The organism is Rhodococcus sp. PSBB066 (assembly GCF_017068255.1).
Lineage (GTDB): Bacteria > Actinomycetota > Actinomycetes > Mycobacteriales > Mycobacteriaceae > Rhodococcus > Rhodococcus aetherivorans.
Genome location: NZ_CP070859.1, coordinates 2,077,632 through 2,100,258 on the forward strand (window position 1 = coordinate 2,077,632; position 22,627 = coordinate 2,100,258).

21 protein-coding genes and 1 tRNA gene are annotated in these 22,627 nt (G+C 70.2%); 15 read left to right on the plus strand and 7 right to left on the minus strand.

The features are described from left to right. Positions 1-28: 28 nt before the first annotated feature. From JYA75_RS09715 to JYA75_RS09735, 5 genes are all read right to left on the minus strand, one after another. Positions 29-625, minus strand: a complete 597-nt coding sequence (locus JYA75_RS09715) for an alpha/beta fold hydrolase (RefSeq protein WP_006937065.1) — start codon at positions 623-625, stop codon at positions 29-31. Then, on the minus strand, positions 622-1,977 hold the full coding sequence (locus JYA75_RS09720; protein ID WP_006937064.1) for an MFS transporter: 1,356 nt from the start codon (positions 1,975-1,977) through the stop codon (positions 622-624). Before JYA75_RS09720 ends, JYA75_RS09715 begins: the two co-directional genes overlap by 4 nt. 153 nt (positions 1,978-2,130) lie before the next feature. Next, positions 2,131-3,183, minus strand: coding sequence for a 3-keto-5-aminohexanoate cleavage protein (locus JYA75_RS09725; protein WP_006937062.1), 1,053 nt, complete (start codon positions 3,181-3,183; stop codon positions 2,131-2,133). A 60-nt stretch (positions 3,184-3,243) separates the two neighbouring features. Then, positions 3,244-4,140, minus strand: a complete 897-nt coding sequence (locus JYA75_RS09730; protein ID WP_203329930.1) for a TauD/TfdA family dioxygenase — start codon at positions 4,138-4,140, stop codon at positions 3,244-3,246. A gap of 56 nt (positions 4,141-4,196) precedes the next feature. Beyond that, the gene (locus JYA75_RS09735; protein WP_006937059.1) at positions 4,197-5,171 is read right to left on the minus strand and encodes a quinone oxidoreductase; all 975 of its coding nucleotides are present in this window, start codon (positions 5,169-5,171) and stop codon (positions 4,197-4,199) included. A gap of 630 nt (positions 5,172-5,801) precedes the next feature. Between JYA75_RS09735 and JYA75_RS09740 the strand changes: the two genes are divergently transcribed. From JYA75_RS09740 to JYA75_RS09775, 8 genes are all read left to right on the plus strand, one after another. Further along, positions 5,802-6,947, plus strand: coding sequence for an acyl-CoA dehydrogenase family protein (locus JYA75_RS09740; protein ID WP_006937057.1), 1,146 nt, complete (start codon positions 5,802-5,804; stop codon positions 6,945-6,947). Next, complete coding sequence (locus JYA75_RS09745; protein ID WP_006937055.1) at positions 6,944-7,171, plus strand: hypothetical protein; 228 nt, start codon at positions 6,944-6,946, stop codon at positions 7,169-7,171. Before JYA75_RS09740 ends, JYA75_RS09745 begins: the two co-directional genes overlap by 4 nt. Beyond that, positions 7,168-8,685 (plus strand): long-chain fatty acid--CoA ligase, encoded by a 1,518-nt coding sequence (locus tag JYA75_RS09750; protein WP_043798467.1) that lies wholly within the window; start codon positions 7,168-7,170, stop codon positions 8,683-8,685. Before JYA75_RS09745 ends, JYA75_RS09750 begins: the two co-directional genes overlap by 4 nt. After that, complete coding sequence (locus tag JYA75_RS09755; RefSeq protein WP_043798465.1) at positions 8,682-10,385, plus strand: alpha/beta fold hydrolase; 1,704 nt, start codon at positions 8,682-8,684, stop codon at positions 10,383-10,385. Before JYA75_RS09750 ends, JYA75_RS09755 begins: the two co-directional genes overlap by 4 nt. Positions 10,386-10,412: 27 nt before the next feature. Next, entirely contained in the window at positions 10,413-10,865 is a 453-nt protein-coding gene (locus tag JYA75_RS09760) for a MaoC family dehydratase (RefSeq protein ID WP_006937051.1), read from the plus strand. Beyond that, positions 10,862-11,683, plus strand: coding sequence for a poly(3-hydroxyalkanoate) depolymerase (gene phaZ / locus JYA75_RS09765; protein ID WP_065922125.1), 822 nt, complete (start codon positions 10,862-10,864; stop codon positions 11,681-11,683). Before JYA75_RS09760 ends, phaZ begins: the two co-directional genes overlap by 4 nt. A gap of 224 nt (positions 11,684-11,907) precedes the next feature. Further along, positions 11,908-12,942 carry an AraC family transcriptional regulator gene (locus JYA75_RS09770; RefSeq protein WP_065922126.1) on the plus strand — a complete coding sequence of 345 codons (1,035 nt, stop codon included), beginning with the start codon at positions 11,908-11,910 and terminating at the stop codon, positions 12,940-12,942. 521 nt (positions 12,943-13,463) lie between these two features. Continuing rightward, positions 13,464-14,453: a putative sulfate exporter family transporter gene (locus tag JYA75_RS09775; RefSeq protein ID WP_044476610.1), complete on the plus strand. Its 990-nt coding sequence runs from the start codon at positions 13,464-13,466 to the stop codon at positions 14,451-14,453. 73 nt (positions 14,454-14,526) lie between these two features. On the opposite strand, the gene JYA75_RS09780 is transcribed toward JYA75_RS09775, so the two are convergent. Next, a tRNA-Gly gene (locus JYA75_RS09780) sits at positions 14,527-14,597 on the minus strand. A 221-nt stretch (positions 14,598-14,818) separates the two neighbouring features. Between JYA75_RS09780 and JYA75_RS09785 the strand changes: the two genes are divergently transcribed. Continuing rightward, positions 14,819-16,102 carry an alpha/beta hydrolase gene (locus tag JYA75_RS09785; RefSeq protein ID WP_072636074.1) on the plus strand — a complete coding sequence of 428 codons (1,284 nt, stop codon included), beginning with the start codon at positions 14,819-14,821 and terminating at the stop codon, positions 16,100-16,102. Here JYA75_RS09785 and JYA75_RS09790 read toward each other — a convergent pair. Continuing rightward, a complete protein-coding gene (locus JYA75_RS09790) occupies positions 16,053-16,874 on the minus strand; it encodes an oxygenase MpaB family protein (RefSeq protein WP_203329931.1) in 822 nt (273 codons plus the stop codon). The two genes, JYA75_RS09785 and JYA75_RS09790, sit on opposite strands and share 50 nt — an antisense overlap. A 90-nt stretch (positions 16,875-16,964) precedes the next feature. Here JYA75_RS09790 and JYA75_RS09795 point away from each other — a divergent pair, with 90 nt between their 5' ends. From JYA75_RS09795 to JYA75_RS09820, 6 genes are all read left to right on the plus strand, one after another. Then, the gene (locus JYA75_RS09795) at positions 16,965-17,582 is read left to right on the plus strand and encodes a TetR/AcrR family transcriptional regulator (RefSeq protein WP_006947584.1); all 618 of its coding nucleotides are present in this window, start codon (positions 16,965-16,967) and stop codon (positions 17,580-17,582) included. 87 nt (positions 17,583-17,669) lie between these two features. Next, on the plus strand, positions 17,670-18,260 hold the full coding sequence (gene dcd, locus JYA75_RS09800; RefSeq protein WP_006947585.1) for a dCTP deaminase: 591 nt from the start codon (positions 17,670-17,672) through the stop codon (positions 18,258-18,260). A gap of 293 nt (positions 18,261-18,553) precedes the next feature. Beyond that, positions 18,554-19,591 (plus strand): patatin-like phospholipase family protein, encoded by a 1,038-nt coding sequence (locus tag JYA75_RS09805; RefSeq protein WP_043798453.1) that lies wholly within the window; start codon positions 18,554-18,556, stop codon positions 19,589-19,591. 4 nt (positions 19,592-19,595) lie between these two features. Then, on the plus strand, positions 19,596-20,033 hold the full coding sequence (locus JYA75_RS09810) for a PPOX class F420-dependent oxidoreductase (protein WP_006947587.1): 438 nt from the start codon (positions 19,596-19,598) through the stop codon (positions 20,031-20,033). 23 nt (positions 20,034-20,056) lie between these two features. Continuing rightward, complete coding sequence (locus tag JYA75_RS09815) at positions 20,057-20,932, plus strand: alpha/beta hydrolase (protein ID WP_185713032.1); 876 nt, start codon at positions 20,057-20,059, stop codon at positions 20,930-20,932. Between the two features lie 146 nt (positions 20,933-21,078). Next, on the plus strand, positions 21,079-22,623 hold the full coding sequence (locus JYA75_RS09820; RefSeq protein ID WP_203329932.1) for an ABC transporter substrate-binding protein: 1,545 nt from the start codon (positions 21,079-21,081) through the stop codon (positions 22,621-22,623). The last annotated feature ends 4 nt before the right edge of the window (positions 22,624-22,627 follow it).

Genomic DNA, 22,627 nt, shown 5'->3' on the forward strand with positions numbered 1-22,627 from the left:
CGCAGGGTTCGCCGCCACGGTCCGGGGCTCAGGCCCGGACGGGGACCGGTCGGGGCGGCGGTGCCTCGGCAAGTTCACGGACGAGGTCCTCGGCGGCGGGCCAGTGGCCGTAGCCGGCGGCGGGGTTGAGGTGCCCGACCGGTCCGGCGTCGACGAGTCTGCTGCCCCAGTGCCGCGCGAGAGCGGCGGCCCGGTCGAACCCACAGAGCGGGTCGTTGCTGCTGGCGGCGACGATGCTGGGAAACCGCAGCGGTGTGCGCGGGGTGGGATACCAGCCGTTGTCGCGTAGCTGCTCGGGGGTGGGGTAGCCGGCGGGCAGCGCGACGGTGAGGTCGGGTGGGGTGGCCAACAACGCGCCCACGACGGGGTGGTCGTGGCGCTGGGCCCACGCCACGGTGATCATCACACCGGCGCTGTGCGCGACCAGCAGCACCGGGCCGGTCGTGCCGGCGACGACCTCGTCGAGGGCGGCGACGCGGGCGGCGAGACCGAACTTGTCGCGCTGCAGCGGCTCGACCGTGGTCACCTTCGGCAGCCGCGCGGCGAGCAGGGTCTGCCAGTGCTCGGCGACGTGGCCGCGCAGGCCCGGCACGATCACCACGGTCGTGGTATCGAGGGTGCTCACTTGTCGGCTCCGGTCTGCTGCGCGGGGGTGGCGGACAGGGTGGCGAGCTTGCGGACGCCGGCGGGGTAGACGCGCTTGCCGGCCAGCAGCACCGCGACCGCGCCCAGGTAGACGAGCGGCGCAAGTTGCAGAGCATTGGCGAGGCTGATCCTGTCCGCGAGGACACCGACGACGAACGGGCCCGCGGCCAGCCCGAGCAGGCTGTTGGCCAGGGTGGTGGTGCCGAACGCCGACGCCCGCACGGTGGGGTGGGTCAGGTTGGCGACCATCGCGGTGACCGCGCCGGTGGAGCCGGCGGAGAAGAACGCGCCCAGTCCGAGCAGCACCAGCTGGGCGGTGCCGACCGGCAGCCGGAACCCGACGATCAGCAGTACCCCGGCGGCGAGGCTGATCGCGATCGCGACTGTCCATTTGCGGGCCGGGTCGATGCGGGCGGCCCGGTCGGCGACGATGCCGCACACGATCATGCCGGCGCCGATGAGCAGCACGAAGACCGCGGCCATCGCGGCGGCCTTGTCCGCGGCCAGCCCGTAGGAGCGGCCGAAGAAGCTGGGCAGCCACGCCATCAGCGCGGCGGCGGTGAACATCTGCAGCCCGCCGCCGATGTAGGCGCACAGCACCGCGGGGTTGGTGAACAGGCTCGAGATCGGGGCACGTGCAACCGGGCCCGGCGCCTCGGTGTGGGTGGTGTTCGTGTCGTCGTCGATGGCGTGGCGGGCGAGCTTGCGCTCGCTGACCAGGGCCCAGAACAGCGCGACCAGGATCAGCCCGAAGATCGCCATCGACGCGAAGGACCAGCGCCAGGACAGCTGCACGGCGATGACCCCGCCGAATGCGACGCCGATCACCGACCCGAACGAGCCGCCGGCCATGAACGCACCCGAGAGCGAGGCCCGCAGCCGCGGCGCGAACACGCTGAGCACGACCGCGATACCGACGCTGCCGTAGGCGGCCTCACCGACCCCGACCAGGAACCGGGCGCCGAGCATCTGCTCGTAGGAGCCCGCCACCGCGCACAGCAGGGTCGCCACGCTCCACAACGCGGCCATCACGACGAGGCTGCGCACCCGGCCCCACCGGTCGGCGAGCATCGACAGCGGCAGGGTGAGCAACCCGACCATCAACGCGACCACGCTGTTCAGCGATGCGAGGTGCGAATCCGACAGCGACCATTCGGCTTTCAGGAACGGGAACACCGCACTGAGGACCTGCCGGGACATGTAGTCCGACAGCAGCAGCCCGAAGGTGAGTGCGAACACGAGCCACGGGTAGAACCGGGATCGCCCGCTGCGGCGAGACGGCGCCGACACGGTCGCGGTCCGCTCCGGCGCGGTGGGGGTGAGAGAGGACATGATCTTCCTAAACCTCGGGTGGGGTGGGGAGGAGCGCGGTGGCTGGGGGTGAAGTTTGTGGTGCTGACGGCCGGTGGGAGAAAGGGTTTCGCGTGCCCCGGGGGCGCGGCACGGGGCGTGGTGTCACGCCCCGCGAATCACGCGGATGCTGCGTCAGGCGTGCTGGGTGAAGCCGCGCTGGCCGGGGCGGCGGTTGGGCGCGAAGCCGATCTTGGCGAGGGTCTCCTCGGCGCTGGTGTAGTGCTCGTCGAGCTTGTAGATCTCGCGGGCCTCCTTGCCGGTGGCGACCTCGCGACCGAGTTCGTTCGCGATGCGGACGAGCTGTTCGACCTGCGCCACGGAAGTCATCTTCTCGCCCTTGCGGCCCCACAGGGTGTCCTCGGTGCCGCAGCGGGCGTGCAGGCCCATCGCGATGGCCATGGTGTTGACCGGCAGCACGCTGCGCATCAGGGTTTCCAGGGTGAGCACCGCCCCGTCGGGGGTGCGGCGGATGAACTCCATCATGTTGTACGGGTTGGGACCGTCGAAGCCGCCGCCGATGCCGACCCAGGTCACCATCAGCGGGCCGGTGTAGACGCCGCGACGGATCAACCGCTCCACGGTCTCGAGCTGGGCGATGTTGGCGAGCTGGAAGTGCGGCTGGATACCGTTGGCCTGCAGCCGGCGCAGGTGCTCCTCGACCCAGCCCGGCCCGGCCGGGACGGTCATCTCGCGGTAGGCGTCGTAGACCTCGGGGCGCTCGAAGGAGGTGCCGGCGATGTCGTCGGCGGTCATCAGCTCGACGATGTTCATCTGATTGGTGTTGATCGCGATGGTGACCTGGTCGGGCTTGGGGTCGAGTTCGGCGAGCATGTGGCGGGTGTCGTCGGAGAGCCACTTCGCGTCCGCGCCCTCGCCTTCGGGTGCGAACGAGATCGAGCCGCCGACCTGCAGGATCATCTCGGGTACCGCCTCGCGCAGCCGTGCCAGCAGCTCGTTGAACTTCGAGAGCCGCTTGGAGCCCTTGCCGTCGAGTTCCCGCACGTGGATGTGCAGCACGGTCGCGCCGGCCTCGTAGCAGTCCACCGCCTTCTGCACGTGCTCGTCCATGGTCAGTGGCAGGTCCTCGGCGAAGTCGTCGATGTCCCACTCCGGGCCGTAGGGGGCGACGGTGATGACCAGCTTCTCCTGGTTCTCCGGGAACAGGGCGTCGTCGTGGAAGTGCATGGTGGTGCTCCGATCAGAGTTGTGGTGGGGTTGGTGAGGGTGAACGGGACGGGGGAGGGGTCAGAAGGTGGCGTCGCCGACGATGCCGGCGCGTTCCATCTTGCGTACTGCGGGCCAATAGTCCTGCACCGCATAGTGTTGCGTGGATCGGTTGTCCCAGATGGCGACGCTGTTGGGGGTCCAGCGCCACCGCACCTGGTATTCCGGGATCGCGGCCTGGCTGATCAGGTAGCGCAGCAGATCCCCGGCGCCGGGGGCGTAGTCGATGCCGAAGCGGACGTTGTCGGGGGTGTGGTAGTTGACGAAATGGGTGGCGAAGGCGTTGACGAACAGGATCTTCTCCCCGGTTTCCGGATGGGTGCGCACCACCGGGTGCTCGGCGTCGGGGAACCGCTCGTGCAGCGCGTGCCGGGCCTCGAGGGGCATGTTCGCACCGAAGCTGGCCTCGATGCTGTGCCGGGCGCGCAGCCCGTCGATCCGGTCCTTCACCGATTGCGGCAGCCGCGTGTAGGCCTGCGCCATGTTCACCCAGACGGTGTCGCCGCCGACCGGTGGGATCTCCACGGCGCGCAGCACCGAACCCATCGGAGGGTTCTGCCGCCACGTGGCGTCGCAGTGGTAGGCGTTCTCGTAGTGCTCCGGCGCGCTGTCGAGGTCCTTGTAGATCCGCACCAGCCCGGGATGGTCGGGGTCGCTGCCGGCCACCGGGTGATCCTCGAGCGGGCCGAACCGTTCCGCCAGCGCGACGTGCTCGGCGCGGGTGAAGTCCTGCCCGCGCAGGAACAGCACCTTGTGACGCAGCAGCAGCGCACGCAGCTCGGCGAACAGGGCGTCGTCGCGCGACACCTCGCCCAGGTCCACGTCGAACAGCTCCGCACCGATCGTGGCGGTCAACGGCTCGATCCGGAACGGGGTCACCGTCCGTGTCCGCCGGGGCATCTCGATCGTGACAGACATTGCGTTGTCTCCTAGAAGAATTGGGGTTCGGTGACGGTGTCGGGTATTCGCCGGGTTCAGAGGGTGAAGACCGAGGTGCCGATGCTGGCGCCGGCCTCGAGATCGCGGTGTGCGGTCACCGCGTCGGCCAGCTCGTAGCGCTGGTTGATGTCGATGCGGATACGGCCGGCGGCGACGTGGCCGAACACCTCGCCGGCCAGTTCGGCCCGCTCGGCCGGGTCGGCGATGTAGTCCGCCAGCGCGGGACGGGTCACGAACAGCGAGCCCTTCACCGCCAGCGACATCGCGTCGATCGGCGGGATCGGTCCGGACGCGGTGCCGAAGCACACCAGCAGGCCGCGGCGGGCCAGCGAGTCGAGCGAGGTCGCGAAGGTGGAGGCGCCGATGCTGTCGAACACCACCGGCACTCCGACCCCGTCGGTGATCTCGCGGACCCGGGCGGGGACGTTCTCGCGGGTGTAGACGATCACGTGTGCACAGCCGTTGGCGCGGGCGATCTCGGCCTTCGCGTCGCTGGACACGGTGCCGATCACGTTGATGCCCAGCAGATTCGCCCATTGGGTGACGATGGAGCCGACCCCGCCTGCGGCGGCGTGCAGCAGCACCGTGTCCCCGGCGTCCAGCGCGACGATGCGCCGCAGTAGATACGCACTGGTGAGCCCGCGCATGGTCATCGACGCCGCGGTCTCGAACGCGATCCCGCCCGGGAGCGTGATCAGGTGCTCGGCCGGCATCACCCGCTCGGTGCTGTAGGCGCCCAGCGGGCTGCCGGTGTAGGTGACGCGGTCACCCTCCCGCACGTGCGACACGCCGGTGCCGACGGCCTCGACCACACCCGCCGCCTCGACGCCCATGCCGGCGGGCAACGCGGCCGGGTAGAGCCCGGTCCGGAAGTAGGTGTCGGCGAAGTTGAGGCCGACCGCACCGTGGCGGATCCGGACCTCGCCCGGGCCGGGTTCCCCGACCTCGGCGTTCTCCCACCGCAGGACCTCCGGTCCACCGGTCTCGTAGAAACGAACGGCCTTCGCCACGGTATTCTCCTTCTCGGTCCCGGGTGCTCGCGTCGTGACGACTCGGAGATCCGAAACGTTGTGCTGTGGAACAGCTTTTGGATTCGCTCGGGTGCGCCGGTTCGGCTTGTGAGGGCGGTCACCGGGTGGCCCGTGCTGTGATGAACCCAACTCTAGTCGGACCATCCCATGGATACTTATCCTGGCGGGACTCCAAATATTCGCTTCGGGACGCTGCGGCGATCCAGCGGTCTCGCCGGCCCGGGACGTGCATCCCGCCGGGTTCGAGCCGGCTGCATCCCGGATTCGAGGGGCGTGATGGTGTGGGACGGTGTCGGTCGATCGAGCCGACCGGGGCGGCGTCGGTGTGCGACAACGGTGCTCATCGGATTCGCGTGGACTGCAGGCGGTGTCGTCTGTGCGCCATCAACCCTGTCCCGATACGAATAGTCTGCTGACCCGATGAGATAAGTACGGTGGGTACGGTTCGGCTACCGTGGAGTGGCAAGCCGAAGACCCGCATGGGTTCTCGATCGAGTCCCGCACTCCGCGGGCCACGTCCCCAGCACCGGGATCGTCGATGCAGCCGGCCGAGGCGGCCACCTGCCCGACGTGCTCGAAAACACCCGTCGCCACCCCTCAGGAAGATCGATGACCAGGACCATCTATACCGCCGACCACCTCGCCTTTCGTGACACGGTCCGTGACTTCACGCAGCGCCACCTGATTCCGGAGCACGAGCGGATCATCGAGCAGCGGTTCATCGACCGCGAGATCTGGATCGAGGCGGGCAAGCTCGGCCTGCTCGGTCTGGAGGTACCCGAACAGTACGGTGGCAGCGCGGCGGGAGACTACCGGTTCAACGCGGTTGTGGGGGAGGAACTCTCGCGGGTGAGTGCCGCGATCGCGTCGAGTTTCGGCATCCACTACGACATCGTGGCGCCGTATCTGGTGGAGCTGACCACCGAGGAGCAGAAGCAGCGGTGGCTGCCGGGGTTCTGCACCGGTGAACTGGTCGCCGCGATCGCGATGACCGAACCCGCCGCGGGCTCGGACCTGGCCGGGTTGAAGACCACCGCCCGACGCGACGGGGAGGACTGGATCCTCAACGGGTCCAAGACGTTCATCACCAACGGTTACCACGCCGACCTGGTGATCGTGGCGGCGAAGACCAGTCCGGAGAAGAAGGCCAAGGGCATCACCCTGTTCGCGGTCGAGACCGGCACGGCGGGCTTCGAACGGGGCCGCAAGCTGGACAAGGTCGGCCAACCCGAGTCCGACACCGCCGAGTTGTTCTTCACCGACGTCCGGGTCCCGGCGGCGAACGTGATCGGCGAGGTCGACGGCGGGTTCGCGCACATGATGCGAATGCTGCCGCAGGAACGGATCTGCGCGGCGGTGTCGAATCTCGCGCACGCCGAGGCGATCCTGGCCGAGACCCTCGACTATGCCCGGGCGCGCAAGGCGTTCGGCCAGGCGATCGGCTCGTTCCAGTACAACAAGTTCCTCTTCGCCGAACTGGTCACCACGCTCGAGGTGGCGCAGGCGTTCGTCGATCGGTGCGTGCAGGCACACACCGAGGGGCGGCTCACCGCGGTGGACGCCGCGAAGGCCAAGTGGTGGAGCTCGCAGGTGCAGAACCAGATCCTCGACAGTTGCGTCCAGCTGCACGGCGGCTACGGGTTCATGAACGAATACCGGGTCGCGCGGGCGTGGAAGGACGCACGGGTGACCAAGATCTGGGCCGGGTCCAACGAGATCATGAAGGAGATCATCGGACGGGACCTCGGACTGTGAGCATCACCGCGCCGGCCACCCACGCGAGCGAACCCACCGAGTGGCTCGCCCGGCTGACGCGCACCCGGTCCGACGCCGCCGCCCGCATCGCGTGGCTGACCGGGGTGCTCGGCTCCATTCGCTGGGCTCCGGCGCTGTGCGTGCCCCTTCGGCCCCACGCCGGTTCGGAGACGACCACCGACCACGACCCCTTTCTCGAACCACACCGGAGAACCACGGCATGACCAATCTCAGTACCAATCTCGTTGTGTCAGCGCGCAACTACCCCGGCAAGACCGCGTTGCGGTGCGGCGAGGACACGCTCGCGTTCGCCGAGTTCGACGCGGCCGCGGCGCGGGTGGCAACCCTGCTCGAGCGGGCCGGGATCGCACCCGGTGACCGGGTCGCGGTGATGCTGCCCAACACCGCGGCGTTCGCGATCGTGTTCTACGGCATCCTGCGGCGCGGCGCGATCGCGGTGCCGATGAACCCCCTGCTGAAGGCCCGCGAGATCGAGTTCTTCCTGACCAACACCGCCGCGTCGGCGCTGTTCGCGACCCCGGTGTTCGCCGAGCAGGCCCGCGCCGCGTCCGACGCGGCCGACGCCCGGTTGTGGCTGGTCGACGACGACGACCTCGCCCGGCTGACCGCCGACCTGCCGGCGCAGGCCGCGCCGGTGGCGCGGGCGGGTGAGGACACCGCGGTGATCCTGCACACCTCGGGCACCACCGGCAAGCCCAAGGGCGCCGAACTCACCCACGCCGGACTGGCCGGCAACGCAGAGGTGACCGCCCGCACCCTGATCCAGATCGGACCCGACGACGTCGTGATGGGCGCACTGCCGCTGTTCCACGTCTTCGGGCTCACCTGTGGGCTCAACGCCTCGGTCCTCGTGGGTGCCACGCTGACACTGGTGCCGCGGTTCGACCCGCGAGTCGCGCTCGAGGTGATCGCCCGCGACCGGGTCACCGTGTTCGAGGGCGTGCCGACCATGTACGCCGCGATGCTCGGTGTCGCCGGGGAACTCGACGCGGCGGCGACGGCGAGCCTGCGAGTGTGCGTCTCGGGCGGCGCGTCGCTGCCGGTGGCAGTGCTCACCGACTTCGAGCGGACCTTCGACGCGGTGATCCTGGAAGGCTACGGGCTGTCGGAAACCTCCCCGGTCGCCTCGTTCAACCACCCGGACCGCGTCCGTAAGACCGGCTCGATCGGCACCCCGATCGAGGGCGTGCGGATGCGTGTCGTGGACGGCACCGGTGCCGAGGTTCCGGCCGACCAGCCCGGCGAGATCCAGATCGCGGGACCGAACGTGATGAAGGGCTACTGGAACCTGCCCGAGTCGACCGCGGCCGCGATCGACGCGGCCGGCTGGTTCGCCACCGGCGACATCGGCCGCATCGACACCGACGGCTACTTCTACATCGTGGACCGCAAGAAGGACCTGATCATCCGCGGCGGGTTCAACGTCTACCCCCGCGAGGTCGAGGAGGTCGTCTACGAGCACCCTGCCGTGGCGGAGGCCGCGGTGGTCGGCATCCCGCACGCCAGCCTCGGCGAGGAGATCGGCGCCGCGGTCACGCTCAAGCCCGGCGCGAGCGCCGATCCCGCCGAGATCGTCGCATTCGTCAAACAGCGGGTCGCCGCCTACAAGTATCCGCGCCACATCTGGATCCTCGACACCCTGCCGCAGGGGCCGACCGGCAAGATCCTGCGCCGCGACATCACCATCCCGACCTTCGAAAGCAGCAACCGACCATGACCACCACCACCACCAAGCCGGCACACCGCCCCGACGAGCTCGCCGCGCCGCTGGACCTGCTGCTGGCCGGCTCGGCCCGCGGCGTGGCCGGCCGGATGCTGCCCAACCGATCCTGGGCCCGGCTCGCGGGCGGGCTGGCCACCCGCCCGGGCACGCTCGCGCACCGCGGCGGAAACCTGGCCAAGGAACTCGCTGCGGTCGCCGCCGGCCGCGCCGACCGCGCACCCGGCAAGGGCGACAAACGATTCGCCGACCCGGCGTGGCAGAACAACCCCTGGTTGCACCGCAGCATGCAGGCCTACCTCGCCACCGCCGACACCGCCTATGCCCTGCTCGCGGACGCGGGCTTGGACTGGCGGGACACCGAACGGATGCGGTTCGTGCTCGACAACCTCGTCGAGGGCCTCGCGCCGAGCAACAATCCGCTGCTCAACCCGCTCGGGTGGAAGGCGCTCATCGACACCGGCGGCCTGTCCGTGCTGCGCGGGGCGCGCGCGTTCGCCCGCGACATGGCCACCAAGCCGCGGGTGCCGGCGATGATCGAAGACGGCGCCTACACCCTCGGCGAGACCGTCGCGGTCACACCCGGGGCAGTGGTGTTGCGCACCCCGGTGTTCGAGCTGATCCAGTACGCCCCGCAATCCGCGACCGTGCGCGAGGTGCCGCTGCTGATGGTGCCGCCGGTGATCAACAAGTACTACATCACCGACATCGCCCCCGGTCGCAGCATGATCGAGTACTTCGTCGCCCAGGGCCAGCAGGTGTTCGCCATCTCCTGGCGAAACCCCCACGCCGAGCATCGGGACTGGGACCTCGACACCTACGGCGGCGCGATCCTCGAGGCGATGGACGCCGTCCAGGGGATCACCGGCACCGACCGCACGCATCTGCAGGGCAGCTGCTCGGGCGGGATCCTGGCCGCGACGACCGCCGCGTACCTGGCTGCCACCGGCCACGGCGACCGGGTTGCCGGGCTCACCCTGGCGGTGACCGTGCTCGACCAGGCCCAGGCCGGGTTCGCCGCCGCCGCCCTCGACGCACGCACCGCCGAGACCGCGATCGAACGCTCGCAGTCCAGGGGCTTCCTGGACGGGGACGAGCTGGCCGAGGTGTTCGCCTGGCTGCGCCCGACCGACCTGGTGTGGCGCTACTGGGTCAACAACTACCTGCAGGGCCGCCCGCCCGCGCCGTTCGACGTGCTGCATTGGAACGCCGACACCACTCGCATGACCGCCGGCCTGCACCGCGACCTGGTCCGCATCGGCGCTACCAACGCGCTGGCCACCCCCGGCACGATCGACCTGTTGGGCACCCCGATCGACCTCGGAGCGGTCACCGCCGACGCGTACGTGATCGGCGGCATCGCCGACCACATCTCGCCATGGCAGTCCTGCCACCGCAGCGCCGCCCTGCTCGGCGGCGCCGACACCCGGTTCGTGCTCTCCACCAGCGGGCACGTCGCCGCGCTGGTCAACCCACCCGGAAACCCCAAGGCGTCCTTCCGGGTCGGGCCCGTCGACGCGGACACCCCGGAGCAATGGTTCGACCGCGCGACGGTCACCCGCGACTCCTGGTGGCCGGACTACACCACCTGGCTCGCCGCGCGCAGCGGCGCCACCGTCGCCGCACCCACCACGCTCGGCGGCGCCGGCCACTCCCCGCTCGACCCCGCACCCGGCACCTACGTACACCACATCTGACCCACCACGACCTCAGGAAGCGACATCATGACCACCACACTCGACAACCCGAAAGCACTGCTCGACCTGGTCGGGCACGAACTCGGCCGCACCGACTGGCGCGAGATCACCCAGGAGCAGGTGAACCGGTTCGCCGACGCCACCGGCGACCACCAGTGGATCCACACCGACCCCGACCGGGCGGTGGCCGGACCGTTCGGCACCACCATCGCGCACGGCTACCTCACCCTGTCGCTGACGCCGATCGTGCTCGCCGAGGTACTCGCCATCGACCACCTCGGGATGGCAGTGAACTACGGGGTGAACAAGGTCCGATTCCCCGCGCCGGTCCCGGTCGGAGCCGAACTGCGCGCCACCGTCACCCTCACCGCCGCAGTGGAGAAACCCGCCGGCATCGAGGCCGTGTTCACCCTCACCTACGAGATCCGGGGCGGGACGCGGCCGGTGTGCGTCGCCGAGGTCGTCGTCGTCTACCGATGACCGGAGACGCTCGCACCACGCAGCGCACCCTCACCGTGGGCCGGCAACGCATCCGGGTCCACATCCGGCGCGGGTCGGGGGTGCCGCTGGTGCTGTGCAACGGGATCGGCGCCGGGCTCGAGGTGCTCGACCCGTTCGTCGCCGCCCTCGACCCGGCCACCACGATCGTCCGGTTCGACGTCCCCGGCGTCGGCGGGTCGCGGACCTCGTTCGCGCCCTACGGGTTCGGCTACCTGGCGCGGCTGCTGGGACGGGTCCTCGACCGGCTCGGTATCGGCGTGGTGGACGTACTCGGCCTGTCCTGGGGCGGCGCGCTGGCCCAGCAGTTCGCCTTCCAGAACCCGCGCCGGTGCCGGCGACTCGTGCTCGTCGCCACCGCCACCGGGGCGCTCATGGTGCCCGGACATCCCCGGGTGCTCGCCAAGATGCTCACCGGTCGCCGGTTCACCGACCCCGATCACACCGCAGCGATCGCCGGCCAGATCTACGGCGGCACCGCGAGAAACCAGGGCAGCGACATCGCCGCCCTCTTCGACACCCAGACCCACGCCGGATCGACGATCGGTTACCTGCACCAGCTGCTCGCCGGCGCCGTGTGGACCAGCCTGCCGATGCTTCCCCTCATCCGCCAACCCACCCTGATCGTCGCCGGCACCGACGACCCCATCGTTCCGATCGTCAACGCCCACATCCTGCACCGACTGCTACCCCACGCCACCCTGTACCTGCACAACGGCGGACATATCGAACCGATCACCAACGCCGGCAGACTCGCCCCGGTGATCGACGCCTTCCTCCACGAACCCGAACAACGATGATGACGATCGCCCACGACCGCCGACGCACGCACTCGCGGCCGCCGCCCGCGCGGGGGACCGTCCCCGCGCTGCCGAACAGCCGTCGGTGCGACACGGCGCACGTGATCATCGGTGTCCCCGGCGGCGATTTCGATCGGCGCCATCCGGGGCGTGTCTCACCGCCCGATCGAGCGTATCTTGAGGTGACATAGGTGTTCTCTCCGGGGCGAGAGGTGGGGCCGGACATGAAGCCGTTGGCCCGCTACGCCGCGATCACAGGGTACGCCGACCTGTGCGCGTCGCTGGGCACGGATCCGACGCCACTGCTGCGCAGCGTCGGGCTCGATCCCGCCGGGTTGGGGCTGCCGGACCGGTGGATCCCCGCCGTCGCGATCGCCCGCCTGCTGGAACGCTCGGCCGCCGCGACCCGCTGCCCCGACTTCGCGCTGCGGCTCGTCGAGCGTCGGCGCTTTGCCAGCCTCGGCCCGGTGAGCCTGGTCATCCGGGAGGAACCCGACGTCCGCAGCGCGCTGAAGTTCCTGATGCGCTATCAGCACATGTACAACGAGGCTCTGCGGCTGCGGTTGGTCGAGGCAGAGGACGTGGCGACGATCCGGGTCGGGCTCGAGCTGGGCGAACCCGCCGACACCCGGCAGGCCACGGAACTGGCGATGGGGGTACTGCACGGGCTGTTACGCGATTTCCGCGGCGGCCGCTGGCAGCCCCTGGCGGTCTGCTTCACCCATTTCGCCCCCGAGGACACCAGCGCCCACCTCGAGGCGTTCGGCCCGATGGTCAAGTTCGACCAGGAGTTCTCCGGAATTGTCCTCTACACAAGCGATCTCGACGCTCCCAACGCCATGTCGGGTCCCTCGATCGGCCCGTATGCGCGCCAATTCCTCGACACCATCGACACCCGGCCCGAGGCGACGCCCGTCACCCGGGTCCGCGAGCTGATCGAACTGCTGCTGCCCACCGGGCGATGCTCGGTCGAGCAGGTCGCCCGCAGCCTCGGGGTCGACCGGCGCACCGTACACCGCCATCTCGCCGAGGCGGGGCAGAACTACACCGCGGTGCTCACCGCCACCCGCGTGGACCTGGCCGAACACCTCGTCGCCGGCCGTCGTTACTCGCTCACCGAGGTCGCCGATCTGCTCGGCTTCTCCTCGGCAAGCAACTTCTCCCGCTGGTTCAGCAACGAATTCGACTGCAGCCCAAGGCAATGGCGCGCTCAACACCGGACGGACACCGCCGTGCGGGCCGGGAACGCGCTGGTATGACACCGGCATCCGCGCGAACGCGGTGTCCCATATCGAATACACCGTGTCCCGATAGGGACAGTATGCCGTGCCGAATCCGGATACCGTGAGGTGCGTCGCAATTCAGGCCCTGCAGGGAGATTCCCGGCCGGGTCGGTGACCGTGGCCCGCTCGATCGCGGCGACGTTGATCCCGGCGAGCCGGTCACCGCGAAGTGTCCGTAATGCACCGACGTGGAACAGATCTCGGTCACCCACCGAGCCTGACGAACCCGACCCCACGTCGAATACCTCGACCGGGCCGGGATGCCCGGGCCGACATGACGAAGAAGGAGAGTGTGCAGCGTGCTGGATGCTACCGCGGCCGCGGAGTCCGACCGCAGGGATCCCGACCACGACACGTCGGGCGGAGCGGATACGCGGCCGGCTGCGGGGGTGGGGACCGGCCAGGCCGAGTCGGGCGGCCGAGGCGGAGACGGGCGCAGCGGCGGCCGCGGCACCCGGCTCAACGGGAAGGTTGCGCTCGAACGGGCGCGTGCATCGCTGCCCGGATTGGTGTTGTCTGCCGCCGCGGCGGCGGTGGCAGTTGTCGCGGCACGCGTGCTGGGTGGGATCAGCCCTCTGCTGATCGCGATCCTGCTCGGCGCGGTGGTCGCGAATCTGGGAACGCTGCCGGCGGTCTTCGAACCGGGTGTGACCGTCGCCTCGCGGCGGCTGCTCCGTATCGGAGTCGCGCTGCTCGGTCTGCAACTGCTGCTGCCGAACGTGCTGGCACTGGGGTGGGGGACGCTCGCGGTGGTCACTGCCGTGGTCGGGCTGGGCATCGCCGGGTCGATGGCGCTCGGAAAGTTGCTCGGGATCGGCTGGACGCAACGGCTCCTGATCGCGTGCAGTTTCTCGATCTGCGGTGCCGCGGCCGCGGCCGCGGTCGACGGCGTGGTGAACGCACGTAAGCGGGAACTGGTGACCACCATCGCGCTGGTCGTCGTCTTCGGCACCGTGATGATTCCGGCTCTTCCCGCGGCTGCGGCCGCCCTGGGTCTGGACTCGACCCAGGCGGGAATGTGGGCCGGCGCGGCGATTCACGAGGTGGCGCAGGTGGTCGCGGCCGGCGGCGCGCTCGACGCGGGGTCGTCGGCCGCGGCGGTGGGCGGCGGTGCCCTGGCCATTGCAGTGACGGTCAAGCTGGCCCGGGTGGCGCTGCTGGCGCCGGTGGTCGCGTGGATCGGGGTGGCGTCACGACGCCGCACCGCCACGCCCACGCAGACGCGGCGACCGCCCTTGGTGCCGCTGTTCCTGGTCGGATTCCTCGCCTGCGTGGCGCTGCGGGCCACCGGTGTTCTCGGACCGGGGTGGCTCGACGCCGCGCGACTGACCCAGACCGCGCTGCTCACCGCCGCGATGTTCGCGCTCGGCACCGGGGTCCGGCTGTCCGTGTTGCGCGGTGTGGGGTGGCGGCCCTTCGCTCTCGCCGCCGCCTCGACGATCATCGTCGCCGCGACCGCGCTCACCGGGGTGCTGCTGGTCGGCTAGCCGGTATGTGGGCGCCGACCCGCCGACGACGAAGGCCCCGGCTGCGCGATGCGCCGGCCGGGGCCTTCGGGAGAGCCGATGACGGGAATCGAACCCGCGTATTCAGCTTGGGAAGCTGATGTTCTACCATTGAACTACATCGGCACGCTGGGCTTTTGCCGATTTCTCGGCTCCGTCCACGCTCGTCGCACACTGTAGCAGACTCCGCACGGACGCCGTCACATCCACCCCGGAGCGTTCCGTTTCGAGGGGGAGGTTGTTGCGGCAAGCGCCGAGTGGAGGCCTCCGGAACCACCCCCTCGTCGCCGGAACCTCCCGCTCGCACCCGCCGCGACAGCGGCGCGTCGCACCCGCACACTGGGAGCATGAAGGCCACGGGGGAGCGGTCCGAGGCGTCCGAGCTGGCTCGGCTGCTGCTGGACGAGGTGGGCGCGGCGACCGGGGGCGTGCAGGCGATGCACCGCAGCATCTCCGACCGGGTGTTCGGGGCGGTCGCACTGGGCGTCGGGACGCCGGCGCTCGCGGTGAAGGCCGCGCACGACGCGATCGCCGACGGGGTCTATTCCGCGATCAGGGGTGCCGCCGCGGCGACGGGGAAGCTGGCCGCGCTCGGGCTCGCGGAGTCCACCGGCGACCGGTTGCCGTCGGAGAGCGTCCGCGGGGCGATGGCGATCGCCGCGGTCGAGGGCCTCATCGGCGACGTCCTCGAGGCCGAGGGCTCACCGCTGGCGCTGCCGATGTCGGTGCGGGTGGACAGCCGGGCCGTGCCGCTCACGACCGAGGGCCTCGCCCGCGCGTTCCCGCCCGCGACGGGCCGCGTGGTGGTGTTCGTCCATGGTCTGATGGAGACCGAGACGACGTGGCGGTTCGGCGGCCGTCGTACCTACGGCGAACGACTCGTCGACGATCTCGGCTGCACGTCCGTGTTCGTCCGCTACAACACGGGCCGGCGCATCTCCGCGAACGGTCGGGAGCTGTCGGCGCTGCTCGACGCGCTCGTGCGGGCGTGGCCGCGCAAGGTCGAGCAGCTCGCGTTGATCGGCCATTCCATGGGTGGGCTCGTCGCGCGCAGCGCCTGCTTCTACGGCACCGAGACCGATGCGGCGTGGACTCATCGTGTGCGCCATGTCGTTTCGCTCGGATCCCCGCATCTGGGGGCGCCGCTCGAGCAGGCGGTGCACTACGCGAGCGCCGCGCTCGTCGCAGTCCCGGAGCTGCGGCCGTTCGGGACGCTGCTGCGACGGCGCAGCGCCGGCATCCGCGACCTGAACCAGGGCGCCGTGGTGGACGAGGACTGGTCCGGTCGCGGCATCGACGACCTGCGCCGCGCCGTGTGCCGGGAGGTGCCCCTGCTGGACGGGGCGATGCACTGCTTCGTGTCGGCGACCCTGACGCGCAGCCCGGCTCATCCGCTGGGGCGGTTGCTCGGGGACGGACTCGTCCTGGTGCCGAGCGCGTCGGGGCACGGCCGGACCCGGCGCATCGGCTTCCGCATGGAGGACGGCATGCACCGGGCGCCGGCGCACCATCTGACGCTGCTCAACGACGACGAGGTCTACCGGCAGCTGCTGATGTGGCTGCGCACCGGCCCCGGAGGGCCTAGACCAGCGGACGGCCCGTCCGGATCCGCCGGCGCAGATCGGCCATGAGCAGCCGGTAGGGGGCTTCGCGCAGCGCCACCGGGAGCCGCGAGTTGACCGCCCCGAGGGTGCGCATGAGCCGGTCGAAGCGGCGCTGGTCGCGCGGGCTCCACGGCAGCCGCATCCGGTCGCGGAACATCGACGGCAGGAAGCCGGTGGTGAGGAACAGGTTGAGCCGGCCGAACAGCAGCGACACCGGGCGGGGCAGGAACCGCATGGCGGCGATGGCGTAGAGGTGGTCGCGCACGACGTCGTCGATGTCGACCTTGGCGAGCGCTTCGTTCCAGTACTCCTCGAACGCCTCGCGGTCGATCGGCCACATGTCGGGCTCGACCTGCAGGGTGGTGCCGAAGGTGGCGCCCTTGCGGTAGTACCACTCGACGGCCTCGGCCGGGATCGGTCCGTAGAGCGCGTGGTGCACGTCCTCGAAGCCGCGGTAGATGCACGCGGCCACCCACAGCTGCAGTTCGGGGTCGAAGGCGTTGTACTCGACCGGGCTCGCCTCGGTGGAGCGGACGTGGCGGTGGGCGGTGTTGACGGCGCGCCGGAAGAGTTGCTTCTCCTCGTCGGTGCCGGTGGCCGCGACCGCCAGGTAGGTGAGGGTGGTGCGGGTGCGCTTGATCGGATGGTCGAACAGCCGGCCGGAGGCGACACGGCTCTCGACGACGCCGTAGCCGACGCCGGGGTGGGACAGCTGCATGATGACGTTCGCCGCGCCGGCCATGAGGCCGAGGCCGTCCATGACGTCGTCGAACTCGGCAGGCTTCTCGAGGGTGGTCACGAGGTCGATCCCTTCGTCCGTCCTGTATGTGAACACGACTGTAGTCACATATATGATCGGGGTAAAGAGCTCTCCTGAGAAGATGGACGGATGGTGACAGGACGGCTCTACGGGGGACGCGGGGGAGAACAGCGGCAGGCGGAACGGCGGGCGCAGCTCATCGAGGCCGGGCTCGACATACTCGGCGGACCCGACGGCGATCACACCCTGTCCGTCCGCGGCGTGTGCAAGCGCACCGGCCTGGCCTCACGCTACTTCTACGAAAACTTCCCCGACCGCGACGAACTCACCGTCGCCGTGTACGACCACGTGATCCAGCGGATCGCCGAGAGCACCCTGCGCGCGGTCACGGAGGCACCGCGCGACGAACGGTCGGTGGTCCGGGCCGGCGTGGAGAACATCGTCCGCGAGGTCGCCGAGGACCCGCGCATGGGCCGGCTGATCTTCTCCGTCAGCCAGGCCAACCCTCAGCTGGTGAGCCGGCGACTCGAGTCGTCGCGCATGTTCGCCGGGCTGGTGACGGCGCAGGCGGTGGACTTCTTCGAGGTGAGCTCGACGCCCCGGCTCGACCTCGCGGCGCACTTCGTCGTCGGCGGCCTCGCGCAGGTGCTCACGGCGTGGCTCGAGGGCGACAGCCCGCTGAGCCAGGACGAGGTGATCGAGGCCTGCACCGATTTCCTGCTCACGATGTCGTCGCAGGCCCGCTGACGCGACCGGCGGCGACGGACATCCGGCGCGGCTGACAACCTCGAGCGCTCTCGGAGTCGCCCTGTGCGAGTTGTTAGCCTCTACCTCGTGCTGCTCTCCGATCGCGACATCCGCGCCGAGGTCGCCTCCGGGCGTCTCGGCATCGACCCCTTCGATGCGGCGATGGTGCAGCCGTCGAGCGTGGACGTACGGCTCGACAGCCTTTTCCGCGTCTTCAACAACACCCGCTACACGCACATCGACCCCGCGCAGCGCCAGGACGAGCTCACCTCGCTGGTGCAGGCCCCGCCCGGGGAGCCGTTCGTGCTGCACCCGGGCGAGTTCGTACTCGGCTCGACGATGGAGACGTGCAGCCTGCCCGACGACCTCGCCGGCCGGCTCGAGGGCAAGTCGTCGCTCGGCCGCCTCGGGCTGCTGACCCACTCCACGGCGGGGTTCATCGACCCGGGCTTCAGCGGGCACATCACCCTCGAGCTCTCCAACGTCGCCAACCTGCCGATCACGCTGTGGCCGGGGATGAAGATCGGGCAGTTGTGCCTGTTCCGGCTGACCAGCCCGGCCGAGCACCCCTACGGCAGCGCCGCCGTCGGGTCGAAGTACCAGGGTCAGCGCGGCCCGACGCCGTCGAAGGCGTATCTCAACTTCGTGCGCGAACACCCCGACGCCCGCCCGAGCTGACCGGGCGGTTGTCGCGTCGAAGGGGCGGTTGCTGCGCCGGCCTCTCGGCGTTCGCCGCAACAGGCGCCCCCTCGACACGAGATCCTCCCGTCCAGCCGCCACTTCACAGTCCGGACCGCGATTTCCTGCCAGCGTTCGCACGGTGCCCGGCATAGTGTGAACGGGACAGGGGAGCCGGGTGCGTCCGTCCCGCGAACAGTTCGTCGATGCGGCACTGCGGTGCAGGAGGAGGCGGCCATGTACGGGTGCGAACGGATCGTCCCGGGCGGCGGACGCGGCCTCGGGGGTGTGCGATGACCGCAGCCCCGCATCCGGACGTCGCCGACCTCGTCCTCGCCGGCGGCGGGGTGAAGGGCATCGGCCTCGCCGGTGCCGTCGTGGCTCTGGCCGACGCCGGATACCGGCTCAACCGGGTGTCGGGCACGTCCGCGGGGGCGGTGGTCGGCGCCATCGTCGCGGCCGGATCGAAGGCCGGATGGACGGGCGAGCAGATGCGCGACGCCGTCTTCGGGATCAGGTACCGCAAGTTCCTCGACCCGGGGCCCGTCGAACGGATTCCCCTGCTGGGTCCCGCATTCGGGGTGCTCCGGGGGTCGGGGATCTACCAGGGCGACTACGCGCACGCCTGGATCCGGGACACGCTGAAGGACCTGGGCGTCAGCACCTTCGGGGATCTGCGGATGGAGGACGACGACATCCCGGAGGAGCGACGGTACCGGCTGGTGGTCACCGTCACGGACATCACGCGGGGCCTGCTGGTCCGGCTGCCGTGGGACTACCGGTCGGTCTACGGCCTCGATCCCGACGAGCAGTCGGTGGCCGACGCGGTGCGCGCGTCCATGTCGATCCCGTTCTATTTCCGGCCCGCGACGCTCACCGCCACGTCCGGGTTGACGTCGACACTGGTCGACGGCGGGCTGCTGTCGAACTTCCCGATCGACTCGCTCGACCGGATCGACACCGAGCAACCCCGCTGGCCCACCTTCGGCGTCACCGTGCTGCCGAACCTGCCCGCCGACAACGACAAGGTCCTCCCACCGCTGCGGCTGCTGCGTCCGTTCTCGGCCCTCGGCGACTCCCCGGAGCTGATCGAGGGCATCGTCACCACCGTGCTCGTCGGCCGTGACCAGGCCCACCTCAACCAGCCGTGGGTCAGCGCCCGCACGATCCGGGTCGACTCGACCGAGGTGGGGGTCCTCGACTTCCACCTCGACAAGTCCGAGATCGAGGCACAGTTCGCCAAGGGGTACGAGGCGGCGCAGGGGTTCCTGTCGACCTGGAACTGGGTGGAGTACGTCAAGCGCTACCGTTCCCACGGAAAGAGATGGTGATCCCATGACGGCGCCCGCAGACAGGATCGAATCACTCTTCGCTGCAACGAAGATCGGCGCCCTCGTCACGCTGAAGCGGGACGGGCGGCCGCAGCTCTCCAACATCGTGTACCACTACGACCCCGGCGCCCGGACGTTCTCGGTCTCCATCACCGACGGGCGGGCCAAGACCGCGAACATGCGCCGCGACCCGCGCGTGAGCCTGTATGTCAGCGCCGCCGACGGCTGGGCGTACGCGGTCGCGGAGGGCACCGCCGAACTGTCGCCCGTCGCGAAGGACCCGCACGACGACACCGTCGAGGAACTCGTCGCCCTGTATCGGGCGGTGCAGGGCGAACACCCGGACTGGGACGAGTTCCGGGACGCGATGGTCGCCGACCGCCGGCTCGTGCTGACGATGCGGGTCGAACGGTTCTACGGGATGGCCGGACCGACCGGCTGATCCGGACGAAGGGGGGGAAGGCGATGCCGCGTGCGTCGACAACAGAATTCGCGGCCTCCACTGCGGGGAGGCAGTTCCTCCGCGCCTACGATGCCGTGCTCGCGAAGTGGCCGGCGGACGTCGGCGCAGTGACGGTCGAATCGGAATTCGGCACAACGCATATCAACGTCTGCGGCCGCGAGGACGCGCCGCCGGTCCTCCTGCTGCCCGGAGGGGGAGCGACGTCGACGGTGTGGTTCGCCAACGCCGCCGCGCTCGCCACCCGGTACCGGGTCCTGGCGGTGGATCCGATCGGTGACGTGGGACGGAGTGTCGCGCACGGAAAGCCGATGCGCAGCGTGGACGATCTGCTGTCGTGGCTCGACGGCATCGCGGCGACGCTCGGCCTGTCCTCGTTCCGGCTGGCCGGCCACTCGTACGGGGCGATGATCGCGCTCGCCTACGCGCTCGAACGCCCCGAGCGGATCTCGAACATGGTGTTGCTCGATCCGAATTCGTGCTTCGCCGGGATGCGCGCACAGTACCTCGCCCGCGCGATCCCCCTGCTGCTCCGGCCGAGCGACCACCGCCAGCGCAGCTTCCTCGCGTGGGAGACCGGCGGCCGGCCCCTCGACGCGGACTGGCTGAACCTCGCCGCCCAGGGCGCCGAGCACTTCCCGACGGCGAAGCTGGTCGTCCCGAAACGCCCCGCACGTCCCACCCTCGCCGGGCTCGCGGTCGACACGACGGTGATTCTCGCGGCCGGCAGCAAGATCCACGACAGCGCGCGGGTGGCGGCCGCGGTCGCGGCGACGAGCTCGCGGCTGCGGCCGGTGATCGTCGAGGGAGCAACGCACCACACGATGCCCATGGTCCCGGCCGCGGAGGTGAATTCCACCCTTCTCGGCGCGCTCGGCTGACCACCTGTTCCCGCACGGTCTCGTTCAGTGGGAACGGCGATGTGCGGCATGTCACAAGCCCCTACGTTCGGTCGGTAACAGGCCGTGCGCATCGACGTCCGTCCTGAAATCGACTGTGCGCGCGAGCGCTTCGAGGAAGGGGCGAGATGCCGGTCGCAACGGGCAGGTTTTCCATCCGGCGGTGGACGGCCGCCCTCGGGACGTGCGCGGTGCTGGCGGCCGCGTGCGGCTCCGAGGTGTCCGAGCACTCGGGTGTCGCCGACCCGACGATCCCCCTGCGCTACGCGACGGTCTTCGGCGCGTCCTCCTTCGACCCGCACAAGACCAAGATCACCAGTGACGCCACGATGCTCAACCTGGTCTACGACCGGCTCGTGCACCGCGACGTCGACGCGCAACCCGTCCCCGGCCTGGCCGAATCGTGGGAGCTGACGGACGAGTCCCTCACCCTGCATCTGCGCGAGGGGGTGAGCTTCGCCGACGGTTCCCCCGTGGACGCGGCCGCCGTCCGGGCCAACCTGAACCGCGCCCTCGAACCGGACTCGGTGACCGCACCGATGCTCGCCGGGGTTACCGGCATCACGACCCCCGACGATCGCACCGTCGTGCTCGCGCTGGACCGGCCCGGCGCCCAGCTCGTCCTCGCGCTGTCCGACCTGGCCGGGATGATCGTCGACCCCGACGCATTCGGAACCCCGGAGAAGAACGCCGCGCTGGCGCTCACCCCGGCCGGTGCCGGCCGCTACACGGTCACCCGCGCGCAGCCGGGCGCCGAGTACGAGTTCGCCGCGCGGCCCGGCTACTGGGATCCCGACGCGGTCCGCACCGACAGCGTGGTGTGGACCGTGATGACCGATCCGCAGGCCCGGCTCAACGCCGTGTCCTCCGGAGACCTGGACGCCGCCATCACCACGCCACTGACCATCGATGCCGCCGAGCAGCAGGGCCTTCGGGTCGAGACGGCGCTGCGGCTCGACCACATGGCCATCAACCTCAACCGGTCGCGCGGGGAGTTCGGCAAGCCGGAGGTGCGGCAGGCGCTGGCGTACGCGATCGACCGGCAGTCCATCGCCGACACCGCGATGGAGGGCCACGCCGAGGCCGCGACGCAGAACTTCCCGAAGGACTACTTCGCCTACGAGCCCGACCTGGCCGGAGCCTACCCGTACGACCCCGACAGGGCGCGGGAGCTCCTGGCACAGGCGGGACTGCCGAACGGGTTCTCCTTCACTGCGATCCTGCTCAACCTGCCCGAGAACGTGCAGGTGGCCCAGATCGTGCAGCAACAGCTCACCGAGGTCGGCATCGACATGCAGTTGAAGCCGATGCCGCCGTCCGAAGCCTCCCCGACGTTCAACCGCGGGGACGCCGACGCCGTCGTCACCACCTTCACCGGCCGGTCCGATCCCGCCCTGCTGTTCTCCTCGCTGTACGGGGCGGAGTCGCCGCAAAACCCGTCCCGCAGCACGGCCCCCGGATTCCAGGAGGCCCTGGATGCGGCCAACCGCGAGTCCGATCCGCAGGCGCGCGCCGGCAAGCTCGGCGACGTGTCGAAGCTGGTCAGCGACAACGCGCTCGCGATCCCGCTGGTGTTCTTCGAGCTCGGCTCCACCCTGACCGATCAGGTCGTGGGCTACGAACCCACCCTGCTCGTCGACGAGTGGCGCGGCGTCGGCGTCGCCGCCCCGTGAACCC